Here is a 16,099-nt window from a genome sequence, read left to right as displayed (position 1 = left end):
TTCGCATCCTCTCTTGCGAAACGTCGGGGCAGCAATCCGAACCGGTCGGACTGCTGCCCCGATAAGTTGTATCGAATGCCAGCGAAGTGGCGTGCCGGATTACGGACGGCTGCCGATGTCGCTAGAGGTTGGGATCCGTGGACAGGTTCTCGTTGGGATTCGTGTTCTGGTCGTCGGTGTTCGGGGTTTCGGAGTTGCCGCCGTTATCCCCGTTGCCGCCGTTGTTTCCTCCATTGTCGCCGTTATTGCCGTTGTTACCGTTGTTGCCGCCGTCGTCCGGAGTGGAGGCGGCCGGGCCGATGGACACATAGATGACGATCTGCGAATCGGCCGTGGCGGAATACACGTTCTGGCCGATGACGTTGCCTTCGGGCACTTCGGTGGAGTTGCGGTACTCCGAACTCACGTTCTGGAAGCCGTAGTTGTTGAGCGCGCTGATGGCCGCGCTTTCGGACATGCCGGATACGTCGGGAACATCCTTCGACAGGGTGGACGGATCGACGCCCTGGGAGATGTAGATGGTGACGGTTTCGCCCTTTTCAAGCTTGCCTCCGTTGGGGCTTTGGCTCATGACCGTGCCCTCGTCGTAGGCTTCGCTGTAGTCGCCGGCCTGGGATTCGACCACGAAACCGGCGCCCTCAAGGGTGGCGATGGCGTCCCTTTCGGGATATCCGCGCACGTCAGGAACAGAAACGCTCTCGACGCCGGAGGAGATCCAGTACGTGATGGTGGTGCCGGCGTCCGCTTCGGTGCCCGGTTCGGGATCCTGGCGGCAGACCTTGTCCTGTTCCACGTCGTCGGAGTTTTCGTTGCCGCCGAACTTGGCTACAAAACCGGCCTTCTCGATGGCGTCCTGGGCCTCATCCGCAGACAGGCCCTTCAAATTGGGTATCTGACCCTTCTCCACACCCAAGGAAAGCGTGATGTTGATTTTCGTGCCCTTCTCGGCTTCGGTTCCGGCCTCCGGGTCCTGTCCGCAGACGTGTCCGGCAACCGTGTCGGCATCGTACACTTCCTCCACGTCGCCCAGTTCGAAGCCGGCCTTCTCGATGGCGGCCTCTGCTTGAGCCTGGGTCAGGTCGGACAGCTCGGGAACCTTAGCGAGGCCGTCGTCTTGGTTGAAGAACAGTGCCCATGCGGCGATCGCCGCGATGACCGCAAGCAGCACCGCCGTGGTGATGCCCACCGCAATGCGGCGGCTGCGGTTCTTCTTCTGGGCGGAGTCGTCGACGCGGAAGTCGCGTACGGCGGTCTTGCTCGTGCCCTCGATGGGGGTCATGACCTCGGTGCCGCCGGCGAAGTTGTTGTAGCCGTAGTCGTTCGCACCCATGACCTGGGTTTGGGCGTTGTTGCCCATGATCGTGGTGGTTGCGGCGCCCGCGCCCAGGTTGACGGCGCGTCCGCGCAGGTAATCGTCCAACGCGCGCTTCATCTCCTGTGCGGTCTGGAAGCGGTTGAACGGGTTCTTCTCCATAGCCTTCAGGATGATGCCCTCAAGGTCGGCGTCGATGTTGGGGTTCACCTGCGAAGGCGGAACGGGCGGCTCCTGGACCTGCTTCAACGCCACGTTGACGGCCTCTTCGCCGTCGAAGGGCAGATGCCCCGTGGCGGCTTCGTACAGCACGCAGCCCAACGAATAGATGTCGGACGTGCCCGTGAGCTCTTTGCCCTGGGCCTGTTCCGGGGAAATGTAGTGCGCCGTGCCCAGCACGTTGGAGGTGCGGGCCTTCACGCTGTTCTTCGCGCGGGCGATGCCGAAGTCCATCACCTTCACGTTGCCGTCGGGCTGGACCATGATGTTCTGCGGCTTGATGTCACGGTGCACGATGTCCTGGCCGTGTGCGACGGACAGGGCCTGACACACCTGGCTGCCGATTTCGGCGACCTTGCGCTGGTTGATGGCGCCACGCTGCTGGATGGCGCTCTTCAGATCGATGCCGCGGACGTATTCCATAACGATGTAGTACGTGCCGGAATCCTGGCCCCAGTCGTAGATGTTAACGATGTAGGGGCTGGACAGCTGTGCGGCCGCCGCGGCCTCCAGACGGAAGCGCTCGGTGAATTCCTTGTCGGCGGCGTACTGCGGCAGCATGACCTTGACGGCCACGACTCGACGGAGCGCCTGGTCCTGGGCCTTGTAGACTTCGGCCATGCCTCCGATACCGATGCGCTCGGTAATCTCATAGCGATCGCTGAACACTCTACCTATCACGGTGCACTTCCTTCGTATACGTCGGCATCCCGCAAGCGGGGATGTAATCTATCAAAGCAACCGAGGCGAATCCTCGGGTAAAACGGCATTTCAAGGGCATCATAGCACCCCTTCCAGCTCGAGCGTGCGCTCGATGATGACCGAGGCACGGGCACTGGCCAGACCGGCCATGTCGTCGGTGCTGTAGTTGACGCCTTCCTCTATCAGGACGGCCACAACCACGGTGGGGTTGTCGGCGGGGGCGAACCCGATAAACCAGCTGTCCGGGTTCTCCTTGCCGGTTTCGGCGGTGCCGGTTTTGCCGGCGACTGTCGTGCCGTAGACGGCGGCGTCGGTACCCGTGCCGTCTTCGACCACGCCGATCATGATGTCGGTCATTTCTTCTGCGGTGCTCTTACTCATAATAGTGCCCAATGAACGCGGCGTGGCGGCATAACTCCGCTCGCCGTCGGCATTGTATACACCTTCCACAAAATACGGCTGCTGGAGCACGCCGTCGTTGGCGATGGCCGAAGCCACCATGGCCATCTGCAGGACCGTGGCCTGCGGGCCGGCGGGGCTCTCGTGCTCGCCGACGGGCTGACCCACGGCGGCCCAGGCGGTTTCCCACGTGGTCATCTCGTCGGGGTCGGGCATAAGGCTGGTGGTCAGCGGCAGCTCGAAGCCGTTGAGCACGCGGTTGAATCCGAAGGCCTCGGAGGTTGCGACCAGGTTCTCGGCGCCGACATCCACGCCCAGCTGGGCGAAGGCGGTGTTGGAGGACACTGCCAAGGCCTCTGCCAGCGTGATCTGGCCGTAGTCGTAGTCATGCAGGTTGGTGACGCTGGCGTTGCCGATTTCCATCTCGGCGGGGGACTCGATGAGCGTGTCGCCGTCGGCCACGTCGTTTTCGATGGCGGCCACCAGCGAAACCACCTTGAAGGTGGAGCCCGGAGCGTACAGGGCGCCCGTCGCGCGGTTGACCAGCGCGCCGTCGGAACCTTCGCCTGCCAGGATCGCATCGATCTGGTCGTTGGAGTAGGTGGGTGCGCTGGCACAGGCCAGAATGGCGCCGGTGGACGGATCCATAACCACGATGGCGCCGGCGTAGCCTTCCAGCTGCTGCTCGGCCAGGGTTTGGATCTCGGAGTTCAGCGTCAGGGTTACGTCGTTGCCCGGCGACTCGATGCCGGCCATGCTGTCGACGACGTCCTGCCAGGTGGCGTAGTTGGACTGCCCCTTGAGGGCGTCGTTCATGGAGGCTTCGATACCTGACAGGCCGTACTGCTGCGAGTAGTAGCCCACCACGTGGCTCGCCATGGAACCCTGCGGGTATTCGCGCACGTAGGTGCCGTCGTCCTGGCGGACGCTTTGGGCCAGCACCACGCCGTCGTAGGTTGAGATGGAGCCGCGCTCGGTCTTCGCCTCGGTGTATAGCGTATGGTTGTTGCCCGGATAGCTCTGGTAGTCGTCGGCCTTGACGATCATGACGTAGGTCAGGTTGGCGACCAACGCGGCGAACAGCAGGGCGAAGGCTACCATGCAGGCGGTCAGGCGCTTGCCCAAGGCCACGCGGCCCAGCACGCCGGAGTCATCGGCGAGGCTGGCGTGCGAGCCGATGGGCTTCATGGCGCGAGTGCCGTCGGTCATTTCGCTGGTCAGGCCGGTGCCCTCGTCGCCACAGCGCAGCAACAGGGCTATCTCGATGAAGGTGGCCAGAAGCGAGGAGCCGCCCTGGCTGATGAAGGGCAGGGTCAGGCCGGTCAGCGGAATGAGGCGCGTGACGCCGCCCACGATGATGAAGGCCTGGAGCACGATGACGGTGGTGCAGCCCACGGCCACCAGTGCGGAGACGTCGCTTTTCGCGCGGGCCGCCGTGGCGAAACCTCGGATGGCCAGCGACAGGTAGAGCAGCAGAACCGCCGCGCCGCCCAACAGGCCGATTTCCTCGGCGATGGCGGCAAAGATGAAGTCGGATTCCACGACGGGGATGTATTGAGCCAGGCCGTTTCCGACACCGACGCCCAGCATGCCGCCGTCGGCCATCGAGTAGATGGACTGGCACAGCTGGTAGCCGGTGTTCTGGGCATCGGAGAAGGGGTCGAGCCAGGTGTTGACGCGAATCTGCACGTGGCCGAACAGCATGTACAGCGCAACGGCGCCGATGCCGGCCAGGCCGAAGCCCACGACCAGGTAGAGCTTTCGGCCGCTGGCCACATACAGCATGACCAGGAACAGGACGTAGCAGACCAGAGCCGAGCCCAGATCCTTCTCGAACACGACGATGAGGAACGAGATGGCGAACATGAGCAGCAACGGCAGCAGGGTGGCCAGATCCGGAATGCGGAAGCGGCCTACGCGCACGGTGAAGACCGACAGCATCTCGCGGTTCTGGGCCAGGTATCCGGCCAAAAACAAGATGATGCAAACCTTAGCGATTTCGCCGGGCTGGAAACTGAAGGGGCCGATGTGCAGCCAAATGCGGCTGCCCAGGACCTCCATGCCGATGCCGGGGAGCATCGGCGAGATGAGCAGGATGATGCCGACCAGCATGAGCGTGTACTTGTACCGGATGAGGCGGTCCAAGTTGCGGACGGCCGCCAGCACGACAACCATGCAGATGATGCTGGCAAACAGCCAGACGACCTGGCGTATTGCCAGGTCAGGAGCGAGTCGTGTGACAAATGCGATGCCGATGCCCGAAAGTGCGAAGGCGATGGGCAGGATGGCCGGGTCGGCGTTCTTGGCGAAGATGCGCACGGCCACGTGAGCCACCACGAAGGCGGCGAACAGGCCGATGGGCACGGCCAGAGATTCCACGGACAGGGCAAGGCCGTCGTGCATGAGGATGCTGGCGAACAGCAGCAGCACGATGGGGGCTGCCAGGCAGAGCAGCAGAAGCTCGGTGGTACGGCGAGACATTATCGATCACCTCCCGAGGGGGCGACGGCGTTGCCGCCGGCTTCCACGTTGCTGTTCTCAAGGGCTTGCTGCTCCTCGTCGGTCAGGTCGGCAGCGGGGTCTTCCATCTCTTCGAAGGTGGCGCCCTCCGCGCCGGGCACGGCGGCATCGGTGCTGCTGGCGCCGGGTGTTGCCGTGGAGTCCTTCGCCTGCTCCTGCCAGGTGGCAAGCAGGCCCTCGGCGTCTTCGACGGAATCCACGCGGATGCCTTCGGTGGTCAGGCGTTCGATGGTGGTGGTGGGCAGGTCCAGGTCCTCGACGGAAACGCCGGTGGCTGTGTCGACCTCCCAGGTTTGGAAGCCCAGCACCTTGCCGGGCAGGCCGCGGCAGATGACCACTTCGCCCGTGTCGTTGGCGGTCAGGAACGCCACGTGGTTCAGGTAGGCGTTGCCGCCGAACACGGCCCCGGCGATGACGGCGAGGAATATGATCAGCCCGAAGATGGCCGAGATGCGGGATTTGCGGCTGACGCGGCGGCGGACCCGCTCCTCGTCACCGGGGATGTCCACGACGATGGTGGTCACGTTGTCGTGGCCGCCTTCGCGCAGGGCGGCAGCCACCAGCTTGTCGGCGCAGGCCTGAGGGTCGGCGATGCCGGCGAGGATTTTCTCCAATCCCTCGTCGGGCACCATACTGGACAGACCGTCGGAGCAGATCATAAGGCGGTCGCCAGGGTTGACGTTGAGCTCGTAGATGTCGGGCAGGGTATGCGAATCCGACCCCAGCGCGCGGGTGATGACGCTGCGGTTGGGGTGCACGCGGGCCTCCTCCTCGGTAATCTGGCCGCTTTCGACCAGATCGGCCACGAGGGAATGGTCGCGGGTGATGCGCTGCAGCGATCCTTCGTGCAGAAGGTAGGCGCGGGAGTCGCCGACCTGAGCCACCACCAGGCGTTTGCCCTCGACGATGGCGGCGGTGACGGTGGTGCCCATGCCTTTGCGGCCCTTGCCGCTTTGAGCTGCGCGTATGATGTTACGGTTTGCGGAAACCACCGCGCGCGCCAGGTTGTCGGCGTCTGCGGTGGAAGGCGCCTCGGCGGAAAGGGTCTGCACGGCGATTTCGCTGGCGACCTCTCCTGCGGCGTGCCCGCCCATGCCGTCGGCGACGGCGAAGAACGGTGCGCGCACCACGAGGCTGTCTTCGTTGTGGTCGCGGACCAGGCCCACATCGGTGCGGGAGCCGAAGGTCAGGACGGAACCCCTGGCGTGCCTTCCGCGTGTAGTGCCGGATGAAGCCATTATTCGAACCTCACCCGGATGGCGACGTCGCCTACGTTGACGAGGTCGTTGTCATGCAGTGCCGTGGGCTGGCCGATGCGCTGGCCGTTGACGGCCGTGCCGTTGCGGGAGCCCAGGTCCTCCACGAACAGGTTCTGGCCCATGAGGGAGAACCGGGCGTGGCGGCCCGACACGTAGCTGGCGCCGATGACGATGTCCGCGCCGGGGGCGCGGCCGACGATGATGGGGCCGTGGACCGGCGTTTTCACGCCGCGCAGCTCCTTGGGCCCCTTCTCCACGATGAGGCGCCAGGCCTTTTCTTTTTTACGCTGGCCTTTGACCAGGCCGACTCCTGTGCGCATGATGGCGAACAGGAACAGGTAGAGCAGCGCTACGAAGAGCAAACGCACTCCGAGCAGGATGACGTCAATCAAGCAAGTCTCCTAACGTTAGCGCAGCGTGAAGATGAAATCCGTGGCGCCCAGGGTGATGCGGTCGCCTTCCTGCAGGCCGCGGCGGGAAACGGGCTGGCCGTTGACGTAGGTTCCGTTGGTGGAGCCCAAATCGGTGATGACCCAGACGCCCTGGGGCTCGAAGTGGATTTCAGCGTGGTGGCGGCTGGTGTTCAGGTCGTTCACCACGATGTCATTGGAGGTTTCGCGACCCACCAGTACGCGCTGGGTTGCCAGTGCGTAGGCGCGGTTGGACGCCGTGTCGATAAGGCGCGCTACAGCCGCACGCTGCGCAGGCGGATATCCGACCTGCTGCTGGCCGCCGACGAACGCGCTGGTAGCGGGCGCATAGGGGTTGTACTGCTGGGCAGGCTGCTGGTAACCGTAGGGCTGTTGGTAGGGCTGCTGGTAGCCGTACTGCTGCTGGTACTGGGGCTGCTGATACTGCTGCGGAGCCTGGACCTGGGCGGCAGGTGCGCCGAATACCTGGCCTTGGGCCGCATAGGTGTCGTTGTCCGGAGCCGTGGAAGGCAGGTCGGGCAGAGCGGTGCCGCTTGCGACCAGCGGATTGGAGGTCACGGGATGGGCGGCGTTCTGAGCGGGCTGCTCTTCGGCCTCAGGCTCCTGGGGTGCGTTGTAATCGGTGAAATTGTGGCTGTCGAAGGTGTACTCGCCGTAATCGATGGAACGGTCGATCTCCTCCTCGGGCACATAGGGCAGAGGGGGCTTGACCTCTTCGACGGGCTGGTAGTCGGAAGCCTGCGGGTAGGCCATATCGTTAGCGGTCTGCGGATAGGCTCCGTTCTGCATGCCGTAGGCGTCCTGCTGGTAACCGAAGGGCTGCTGTGCGAAGGCGGGCACGGCAGCGACGGGCTCGGGGTCGGCGCCGAAGATGTCCGGCAAATCGAGGCCCGGGCGGACCTGGACGGGGCTTTGGGCCACGACAGGCTGCGGGTCGGGCATGGCGACGGGCTGGGCGGAAACCACAGACTGCTCAGATGCGGCCATGCCGTAGCGCTGCATCTCTTCCTTGCGCAGCTCCTCGATGATGGGCGCGCTGACCACTTCGGCGATGACGTCGAATTTGCCGTGCTTCAGGTTTTCATCCACGATGAAGCGCACCAGGGGCTGGCCGTCCATGAACAGGCCCTCGTCGCTTGCGGTGGCAGCCAGGCGGGTTTCGGTTTCGCCGGCCAGCGTGGGGTAGAAGCCGAACAGGCGCTGATCGTCGTCGGCGTTGACCAGAACGGTGTACAGCGTGGGCGCGTACTCCTTGCCGGCGGAAACGACGCGTTCGCGGCGCATCTGCTTTTCGGCTTTCTTCACGATTTGGACCGGAGAGATAGGGGCGTTGGAGATTTTGTTCGCCGTACCTTCGAACGTATCCTCCATTTTGCCTTCAAATTTAGAGAAAAAACCCATGGAAACCTCAAGCCTTTCTGCGGTTATAGTTCATGTGAGCTTAAGACCTATATAATAGCTCTTCATTGTAGATGAAAGGCTTGTCACGTGCAAAATCTCATCTTGAACAGATACCGTCCACTCGGTACGGCCGGAAAGGGCGGCTATGCCACCGTGCAGGTGGCGTGGGACACCCGCATCCAGCGCCGCGTGGCCATCAAATGCCTGCGGCTGGACAACATGCCCATCGGTCTTGACGTGCCCGAATCCGAGATTCCGGGTCTGACCGAGGCCCGCACGGCCGCCATGCTGAGCGACCGTTCCATCGTGGGCGTGCTCGACTTCGAAATCGAAGGCGACATGGCGTATCTGATTATGGAATATGTGGACGGCGTAACGTTGACCGAGCTCATGCAGCGCGAGGGGATGCTGTCCGCCGACGTGTGCGCCTGCGTGTTCGGGGCGGTGGCCCACGCGCTGGATTTCGCCCACGACAACCTGGTGCTGCACATGGACATCAAGCCCGACAACGTGTTGATCAACCGGCAGGGCGAAGTGAAGGTGTCCGACTTCGGACTGGCGCAGCTGTCCCACGAGGCGGGCTACGGCCGGGCGGTGGGCGGCACCATCGGCTACATGCCGCTGGAGCAGATGCGGCTCGAGGCGCTGGACGAGCGCACCGACGAGTGGGCCCTGGCGGCCATGACCTACCAGATGCTGACCGGCGACAACCCCTTTTACGCCAACGACCTGGCAGCGGCCGAATCGGCCATCGAGAACGCGGAAATCGTCATACCGTCGCAGGTCAGAAACGATTTTTCGGAAGAAGCCGACGACGTGCTGTTCAAGGCGCTGGCCATCGAGCGGGAAGGGCGCTACGACTCCGTGGAGGAGTTCGCCGCCGAGCTGCAGCCGCATTTGGGCGATGCCCGCCGCGGACGTCGCGAGCTGGCGGTCATCGTGGGCGACGCACGGGAGGACTCGGGCATCGGCGACACCGCGGAGATGCCGCCGTCGGACATAACCTACGTGGACCGCATCGGCAGCCGGGGCTGGGAGTTTCTCGGGCGCCTGGCCGCGGCGGTCGAATGCGGGTTCATCGGCGCGCTGTCGCTCATGGGCATCGACCAGCTCCAGTCGCTGGGCGCGAACGCCACGGCGGTGTTCTGGGGCGTGCTGGCGGCCATGGTTGTTTTGGGCGGAGCGCTGCCCACCATTGGTTCGCTGGCGGCGGTGGTTGTGATGGCAACGGCCTTGGTGCTGGCGGGCAATCCCGTGTTAGGCCTGGTCGTGGGCGTAGCGGGAGCGGTGTGGTGGTTCTTGAGCGGGCGCTTCGGCATGAAGGAGACGTTCTGCGGGCTGGCCGCTCCGCTGTTGGGCGGCATGTGGATTGCCTCGGCGGCTCCGCTTTTGGGCGGCTACCTGCTCAGGTGGCGCGACGCGCTGGCATCGGCCGCGTTCGGAGGCGTGGTGTCTTTCGCGCTGGCCTGCACGGGCTCGTCGACGCTGGCGGGCTGGGGCATGCTGGCCCATTCATTCATCACGTCGGGCATGGACGACAGCCTGCTGCACGTACTGATGCGGCCTGAGATATGGCTGCTGTTCGTGGCGTGGCTGGTGGCGGCCATGGTCGTGTCCCTGTCGTGCACGCGCGGGGTTCGCTGGCTGGCATGCGCAGGCATGTTCGTCGGCGCGGCGCTCATTCTGGCGGCCATCCTGTGTGCCCAGTTCATCTCCAGCGACGGTGCGACGGTCATTCCTATGCTGGTGGTGTTCATCCCCAACATCGTGGCGCTTTCGGGCATGGTGATCTTGACGCTGTTCGGCGTGCCGCAGCGCGATTAGGCAGCAAATCCCAGACGGTTTAGCTAGGTTCAATAGGCTCGAACAATGATATAAACGTAGGGACGCGTTCGTGCGAAGGCACACATGCACCGTCGCCGTAGCCGAACGCATAGTATGGACGCTTGCGGGCACGTGCCCGTTATGGGGAAGAGGACGAGCATGCTCGGCATCATCGTTACGAATACAGGAACGGCGGACGCTCCCGAGGAGGAAGCCATCCGTCGGTACCTTCGCCAATTTCTTGCGGATCGGCACCTGATCAACGTGCCGCCGATTATTTGGAAACCGGTGATGGAGCTGTTCATCCTGCCGAACCGACCCCGCAAGACCCTGCCGCGCTACCAGGCCTTCTGGACGCCGGAAGGCAGCCCCTTCATGCTGACGTCCCAGGAGCAGTGCCGCATTGTAAACGAGAAGCTGCAGTCGCGCCTGGACGAGCCCTACCTGGTGAAACTGGCCATGCGCTACGGCAACCCGTCCATCGAAAGCGCCCTTCAGGCCTGCAAGAACGCCGGTTGCGACCGCATTGTCGCGCTGCCGCTCTATCCGCAGTGGACCATTCCCTGTGCCGGCACCGTGCTGGACGAATTCGACATCCAATATAAGAAGGTGTTCGGCGAGGCCGGCCCCGAGTTGATCAAGGTCCTCGAGTACTGGGAGGAGCCGGGCTACATCGAGGCGCTGGCGGACTCCATCGCGCGGGTCTGGACGTACAAGCCGGGCTCCAAGCTGATCATGACGTACCACTCCATTCCCATCTCGTACATCACGAAGGGCCACGACCCGTATCCCCATACCACCGCAGAAACCATGCGGCGCGTGGGCGAGCGGCTGGGCATCCCGCCCGAGGACCGGGTGCTCACCTACCAGTCGCGATTCGACAGCCGCAAGTGGCTGGGTCCCATGTTGAAAAACGAAGCGGCCCGGCTGGGGTCCGAAGGCGTGCTCGACGTGTGCGCCGTGAGCCCCATTTTCGCCACGGACTGCATCGAGACCGTCTGGGACATCGACACCGAGGCGCGCAAGGCCCACACCGAGGCCGCCCGTGAGCTGGGCATTATGAACACGAAGTTCACCTTCGTGCCCAGTTTGGGCACCGACGACGCCTTCATGGAGGTCATCGCCAACGTGGTAGAGAAGGCCGCGCGTCCATAACCGTTCCCTAAACAACGCAGCGTCGCAGGGGCGGGTACGTGTTGAGGGTGGTACCCTTCTCTGAGAATGCATTGGCTACTAAGGAGGGGCCGTGGATCTATCGGTACTCAGGGACTTCGTCGTGCTTGCCGAAAGCCAGAATTTCACGAAGGCGGCGGAGGCCGTACATACGTCTCAGCCGAATCTGAGCAAGCGCATGGCGGTGCTCGAGCGTGAACTGGGCTTCAAACTGTTTGTGCGAGACACCAGAAGCGTCTCGCTGACCAAGTCGGGAAGAGCACTGTACCCGTCCGTCATCGACGTGTTGGCCAGGTTTGATGCCGGTGTCGAGCGCGCCCGCGGCGAACAGGAATCCGACGTGGCCGTGGTGACGCTGGGCGGAAACTACGCGAATTCGAAGATTCTTTCGCTTGCGGAAAGCGCTGCAGCCTATGCGAAGAACCAGGAGATGCCGTTCCAGATAGAGGTGAACAGGGCGTTTCTGCTGGTTGACTCGTTGGTCTCCGGCTATGTTGAGCCCACGGACTCGATAGAGGACGGACTCGACGACGTGATCATCACGTTCTCCTGCAGCAATTTGGCCATGGATGGACGCAAGTCGGTGCGCTTGTACCAAGATTCGTTCGCGTTGTTCGTTTCGGTGGAGGCGGGATTCGAGGCTGGCTCCCAGGTTTCGCTGAGGGATTTGGAAGGGCTCGCGTTCATCCGTCCTACGGTGTATGAAACGTACAACCAGCGCGTCCAAGATGTTTGCGATGAACTGGGAATACACCCTGTATTCAGGCGAAGCTACTACGATTCCATGGGCGACATGGCACAAGGTGTGGAGCCTGACGAGCTGATGATTATTCCTGCTTCGGCAGCCCATCACATTCCCGGGCCCGACATCTCGCATATGGTGCGCGTGCTTCCCACCGACCACAACGCGTATTTCGAGGTCGTGGCCGTATACGACGATGACGGGAGCGAACAGGCGGCGCGCCGCGCTACGTGTTGTTCGGTCTTGAAGCGCATCGCGCAGGAAATGGAAAGTGGTTCCTGATCCGTTCGGCCCGTCGAAGCCTTCGTCGAACATCGTTCAGATGAAAAAATGCCCCGGCGCGTACTGCGTCGGGGCATTGTATGCTCGCAACCACTCTGTTGCAGGGAGGGGGAGTGGTGTCGAGACCTTGCGTTGCTACCGGCGTCTTAGTATCGGATGCCGGTAGCTTTCGAGATCGGTGCGAACAGCATGCGTTGTAAAGGGTGCTAGATGATTCCCAGATCAAGCGCATGGTTGGCAGCGCGGATGTTGCGGTACACGGCCGATCCGACGGTGGAGCCGGGGCCGGGGTAGGCGTTGCCGAAGAACGCGCACGAGCAGTTGCCGGCGGCGTACAGGCCTTCGATGACCTCGCCGTCGCGGTCCAGAACCTGGGCGTCGGCATTCACGCGCATGCCGCCGTTGGTACCGCAGGTGCCGGGGCCGATTTTCACGCAGAAGAACGGCGCCTGCTCGATTTTGCCCATGCAGGTCTCGTCCTCGTGCACGAAGAAGGGGCCCTTCGGCCACTGGCTGGACGGGCGGCCGAAATCCTCGTCGGCGCCCTTGTCGCACATCTCGTTCCAGCGCTCCACCTGAGCCACCAAAGCGTCAGCGTCGATGCCCTGATCAGCGGCCAGTTCCTCGAGGGAATCGTACTGCTTGATGTATTCAGGCAGCTCGGCTGCGGCATCCGTGACGGTGGGGTAGCCGTACATGTTCACGAAGCTCTGGTCGCCGATGTGGAACGCGGGCACGTTCTCGAGCCCGAAGTACTGCGTGCTGTACTGGTAGTAGGCAAGGTTGGCGGCGGTGTAGGACGCGGTCTCGTCGCCGAAGCGCTTGCCGTGCTTGTTCACGATGATCGAATGGTCGCCGTAGCGCCACACCATCCAGTCGACGATGTTGCCGGTCAGCGGTGCGTCGTCGGCGGTGATGTAGAAGGGAACGCCCCAGACGGAGGACATGTTGCCCAGGTCGGCGCCCACATCGACGGCCATGCGGTGGCCGTCGCCCGTGTTGGTTTCAACGGCGTTGGATGCCATGATGGGGCCGCGCAGGTAGTCGTGGACCATCTTCTCGTTGTGGTCGAAGCCGCCGGTGTTCAGCAGCACGCCCTTGTTCGCCTTGATGTTCACGGTGCCGGACGCGCCTTCCACCTGCACGCCCACTACGCGGCCTTCGGAGTCGCGGTACAGCCTGGTGGCAGGGGTGTTCGTGCGCACCTCCACGTTGTGCTCCTTGACCAGCGGCTCGATGATGCTGGAGAACGTGCCGGGGCCGGTGGCTTCGCCGTCTTTGGCGAAGTTCACCTGGCGGCCGAATTTGGCGCCGGGCAGTCCGTAGTAGTCGTCGATGAGGCCCATGGCGAACTCGATGTTCAGCATCTCGCCGAACTTCTTGAGGGCAGGGGCGAAGTTGGTCACGTAGTCGGTCACCAGCTCGCGGTCCGCGGCGCCCGACGTGTCGCAGGAAAGCGCGTAATCGACGATCTCGGGGATGTCGGCATCGGTGTCGGGAACGATCTGCGGCCAGTTCGCGACCTCGTCGGCCATGAACCAGTTGTTGGGGACCCACATGCCGTTGTGGGAGAACGCGGTGGTTCCACCGTAGCTGGCGCCCTTCTCCACCAGCACGGTTTTGTAGCCGGCCTGCGCGGCAAGAATGGCTGCATACGCGCCGTTGCCGCCGCCGACGACCACGAAGTCGTATTCCTCGTCCCAGGTGACGTTGTCGCCTGCGCCGTCCGAGCTGCTCGAGCCGCCTTCGCCGGCTGCACTGGGAGCGCAGCTGGCCATGCCCATCGCTGCGGCGGCTCCGCCAAACAGAGCAGCTCCCTTCAGAAACGAGCGGCGGTCCATGCCTTTGTACGTCGTTGTCATGTGTCCCCTCCTGTAGTCTTGGTTTTCAGCAACTTCATGTGCTGGCACCGATTATATGGAGGGCATTTTCCGAAGTGAAATAGCTGTTCCGACTAGCAGTTATCACCTTTTGGCATAGGTGGACGCCGGATGGGCGACTCCTTTATGGGCTTTGCGGCCGATGCGATGGAGAAGGCCGCGCGCCAGGGGTTGTGTTCGGTTGAGGTGCCTGGCGCGCGGCATGCCGCTGCTACCCGATGACGAATTTGACGAGCAGCAGGCACAGGGGAATGGTGACGCAGAAGATCCCGACTACGTCGATGATGAACCCTGATTTGATCATCTTGGTGATGGGGATGTAGCCGGTGGAGTACACGATGGCGTTCGGCGGGGTGGACACGGGCAGCATGAAGCCGAGGGATGCCGACAGCGCCACGCCCACGGCAACGGGAATCGGGTCGAAGCCGGCTGTGGTCGCAGCCGTGATGGCCAGTGGGCCGACCATGTTCACGGCTGCGGTGTTGGAAGCGAGTTCTGACAAGCCCAGCGAAAGCACACAGAACACCGCTACGAACACGAATTCGGAAGGTTCGCCGCCGAAAGCGGCGACGATGCTTGCACCGACCCACTCGGAAAGCCCGGTGGAGAACATCAGGGTGCCCAGCGATAATCCGCCGCCGAACAGCAAAAGCGTTCCCCAATCGACGCCCGCGACGGCATCCTTCCAGTTCATGACGAATTCGCGGTTCTCGAAATCGGTGGGGATCAGGAAAAGCGACACGGCGGCGAGCAGGGCGACCACGGACTCGGGGAGCATGACGCTGTAGGATGAGAGTATCTGGCTGTCCGATCCGAATACGATGCTGAGAACGCCGGGGGCGGTCCAAAGGACGACGGCGCCCAGAAACGCGACAAGCGTCGCCTTCTGCCCGAAGGTCCATGGACCCAGCTCCTCCACCTTGCGGCGGATGACATCTTCGGCTCCGTCGATGCGCTTAATGTCGGCGGGGTATTGGAAGTGCAGCACGGCGGCTGCAATGGCGAAATACACGGACATGGCGACAAACCCCCAGACCATCCACTGGAAGAACGAGACGTGGATGTCGGCCATGGTGTCCAAAAGCCCCACCATAATCAAATTCGGCGGCGTTCCGATGGGCGTGAGCACACCGCCGATGGATGCGGCGTAGGCCGTCATGATCATCAATCCGGTGGCGTATTTATAGGTATGCAGGTCGACGTTTTTGCCGTTGGCGGCCATCATCTCCTGAATGGCTTCCAAAAGACCGATGGAAATGGGCAGCATCATGGCAGCGGTCGCCGTGTTGCTGATCCACCCCGAGCACAGCATGGTCGCAATGCCCACGGCGAGGAAGATCCTCGTGGGGCTGGATCCCACCCATTTGAGGGAAAGGATCTTGTATGCGAACCTGCGGTCCAGGCCGTGCAGCGTCATGGCTCGGGCAAGGATGAATCCTCCCAAAAACAGGAATATGACAGGACTGGAGAACGCGTCGAAAGCGTCGCCGACTGCAGCCACGCCGAAGATGACGGCCAGCATGGGACCGATGAGCGAGGTGACAGGGATGGGTACCGGCTCGGTAATCCACCACAGGCACACCAACGTCACAATCGCGAGAAGCGTGTGGGCCCCTGGCGACAGCGCGGGAATCGGCAGTGCGTACACGCCCAGAGCGCACAGGGGCCCTCCGACCAAACCTACGGCTTGTCTTGCACGATCGAATGTCATGGCAAACCCCCCGCTCCCTCGAAACGCCTTTGAACGCAGCTTCGATTATTGGGAAAACGGGGCTCGGGCGGAACGCCCATAACTGGTGTAATCGGGGCGGATGTATTCGGATAGTGCGATATATATTTCCGTAGATAATCATCAAATGAGACACAAGGCACACCCCTTCTGAACAGGGGATATGTAAATTACACCCCTGGTGTGCGTTTTGCTTTTCATGAAATCTTGACAGCATGCGTGTGTA

At 62.8% G+C, this 16,099-nt stretch carries 10 protein-coding genes; 3 read left to right on the top strand and 7 right to left on the bottom strand.

The genetic code is table 11. The features are described from left to right. Positions 1-121: 121 nt before the first annotated feature. The 5 genes from pknB to SHEL_RS13310 all read right to left on the bottom strand — a co-directional run bounded on the left by pknB (position 122) and on the right by SHEL_RS13310 (position 8,213). The gene (gene pknB, locus SHEL_RS13330) at positions 122-2,212 is read right to left on the bottom strand and encodes a Stk1 family PASTA domain-containing Ser/Thr kinase (RefSeq protein ID WP_012799803.1); all 2,091 of its coding nucleotides are present in this window, start codon (positions 2,210-2,212) and stop codon (positions 122-124) included. Between the two features lie 99 nt (positions 2,213-2,311). Next, positions 2,312-5,113, bottom strand: coding sequence for an FtsW/RodA/SpoVE family cell cycle protein (locus SHEL_RS13325; RefSeq protein ID WP_012799802.1), 2,802 nt, complete (start codon positions 5,111-5,113; stop codon positions 2,312-2,314). Beyond that, positions 5,113-6,390, bottom strand: coding sequence for a Stp1/IreP family PP2C-type Ser/Thr phosphatase (locus tag SHEL_RS13320; RefSeq protein ID WP_012799801.1), 1,278 nt, complete (start codon positions 6,388-6,390; stop codon positions 5,113-5,115). The genes SHEL_RS13325 and SHEL_RS13320 overlap by 1 nt, the downstream gene beginning before the upstream one ends. Next, entirely contained in the window at positions 6,390-6,803 is a 414-nt protein-coding gene (locus tag SHEL_RS13315; RefSeq protein ID WP_012799800.1) for an FHA domain-containing protein, read from the bottom strand. Before SHEL_RS13315 ends, SHEL_RS13320 begins: the two co-directional genes overlap by 1 nt. 15 nt (positions 6,804-6,818) lie before the next feature. Further along, on the bottom strand, positions 6,819-8,213 hold the full coding sequence (locus SHEL_RS13310; RefSeq protein WP_232001604.1) for an FhaA domain-containing protein: 1,395 nt from the start codon (positions 8,211-8,213) through the stop codon (positions 6,819-6,821). 117 nt (positions 8,214-8,330) lie between these two features. Between SHEL_RS13310 and SHEL_RS15770 the strand changes: the two genes are divergently transcribed. The 3 genes from SHEL_RS15770 (at position 8,331) to SHEL_RS13295 (ending at position 12,264) form a co-directional block, all read left to right on the top strand. After that, positions 8,331-10,067, top strand: coding sequence for a serine/threonine-protein kinase (locus tag SHEL_RS15770; RefSeq protein ID WP_012799798.1), 1,737 nt, complete (start codon positions 8,331-8,333; stop codon positions 10,065-10,067). 159 nt (positions 10,068-10,226) lie between these two features. Further along, positions 10,227-11,222, top strand: coding sequence for a ferrochelatase (gene hemH, locus SHEL_RS13300; RefSeq protein WP_050749597.1), 996 nt, complete (start codon positions 10,227-10,229; stop codon positions 11,220-11,222). Positions 11,223-11,313: 91 nt separating this feature from the next. After that, complete coding sequence (locus SHEL_RS13295) at positions 11,314-12,264, top strand: LysR family transcriptional regulator (RefSeq protein ID WP_012799796.1); 951 nt, start codon at positions 11,314-11,316, stop codon at positions 12,262-12,264. Between the two features lie 206 nt (positions 12,265-12,470). Here the strand turns inward: SHEL_RS13295 and SHEL_RS13290 are convergent, their stop codons facing one another. Next, positions 12,471-14,126, bottom strand: a complete 1,656-nt coding sequence (locus SHEL_RS13290) for an FAD-dependent oxidoreductase (protein WP_012799795.1) — start codon at positions 14,124-14,126, stop codon at positions 12,471-12,473. A 229-nt stretch (positions 14,127-14,355) separates the two neighbouring features. Then, positions 14,356-15,855 carry an SLC13 family permease gene (locus tag SHEL_RS13285; protein WP_012799794.1) on the bottom strand — a complete coding sequence of 500 codons (1,500 nt, stop codon included), beginning with the start codon at positions 15,853-15,855 and terminating at the stop codon, positions 14,356-14,358. Positions 15,856-16,099 lie beyond the last annotated feature (244 nt).

The sequence above is a fragment of the Slackia heliotrinireducens DSM 20476 genome (assembly GCF_000023885.1).
GTDB lineage: Bacteria > Actinomycetota > Coriobacteriia > Coriobacteriales > Eggerthellaceae > Slackia > Slackia heliotrinireducens.
Note: the sequence above shows the minus strand (reverse complement) of the source record. Positions and strands in the feature narration are given on the sequence as shown.

Coding starts and splice junctions, on each gene's coding strand:
- SHEL_RS13285 (WP_012799794.1), bottom strand. CDS start 15,855: ATGACATTCGATCGTGCAAGACAAGCCGTAGGTTTGGTCGGAGGGCCC.
- SHEL_RS13325 (WP_012799802.1), bottom strand. CDS start 5,113: ATGTCTCGCCGTACCACCGAGCTTCTGCTGCTCTGCCTGGCAGCCCCC.
- hemH (WP_050749597.1), top strand. CDS start 10,227: ATGCTCGGCATCATCGTTACGAATACAGGAACGGCGGACGCTCCCGAG.
- SHEL_RS13320 (WP_012799801.1), bottom strand. CDS start 6,390: ATGGCTTCATCCGGCACTACACGCGGAAGGCACGCCAGGGGTTCCGTC.
- SHEL_RS13310 (WP_232001604.1), bottom strand. CDS start 8,213: ATGGAGGATACGTTCGAAGGTACGGCGAACAAAATCTCCAACGCCCCT.
- SHEL_RS13290 (WP_012799795.1), bottom strand. CDS start 14,126: ATGACAACGACGTACAAAGGCATGGACCGCCGCTCGTTTCTGAAGGGA.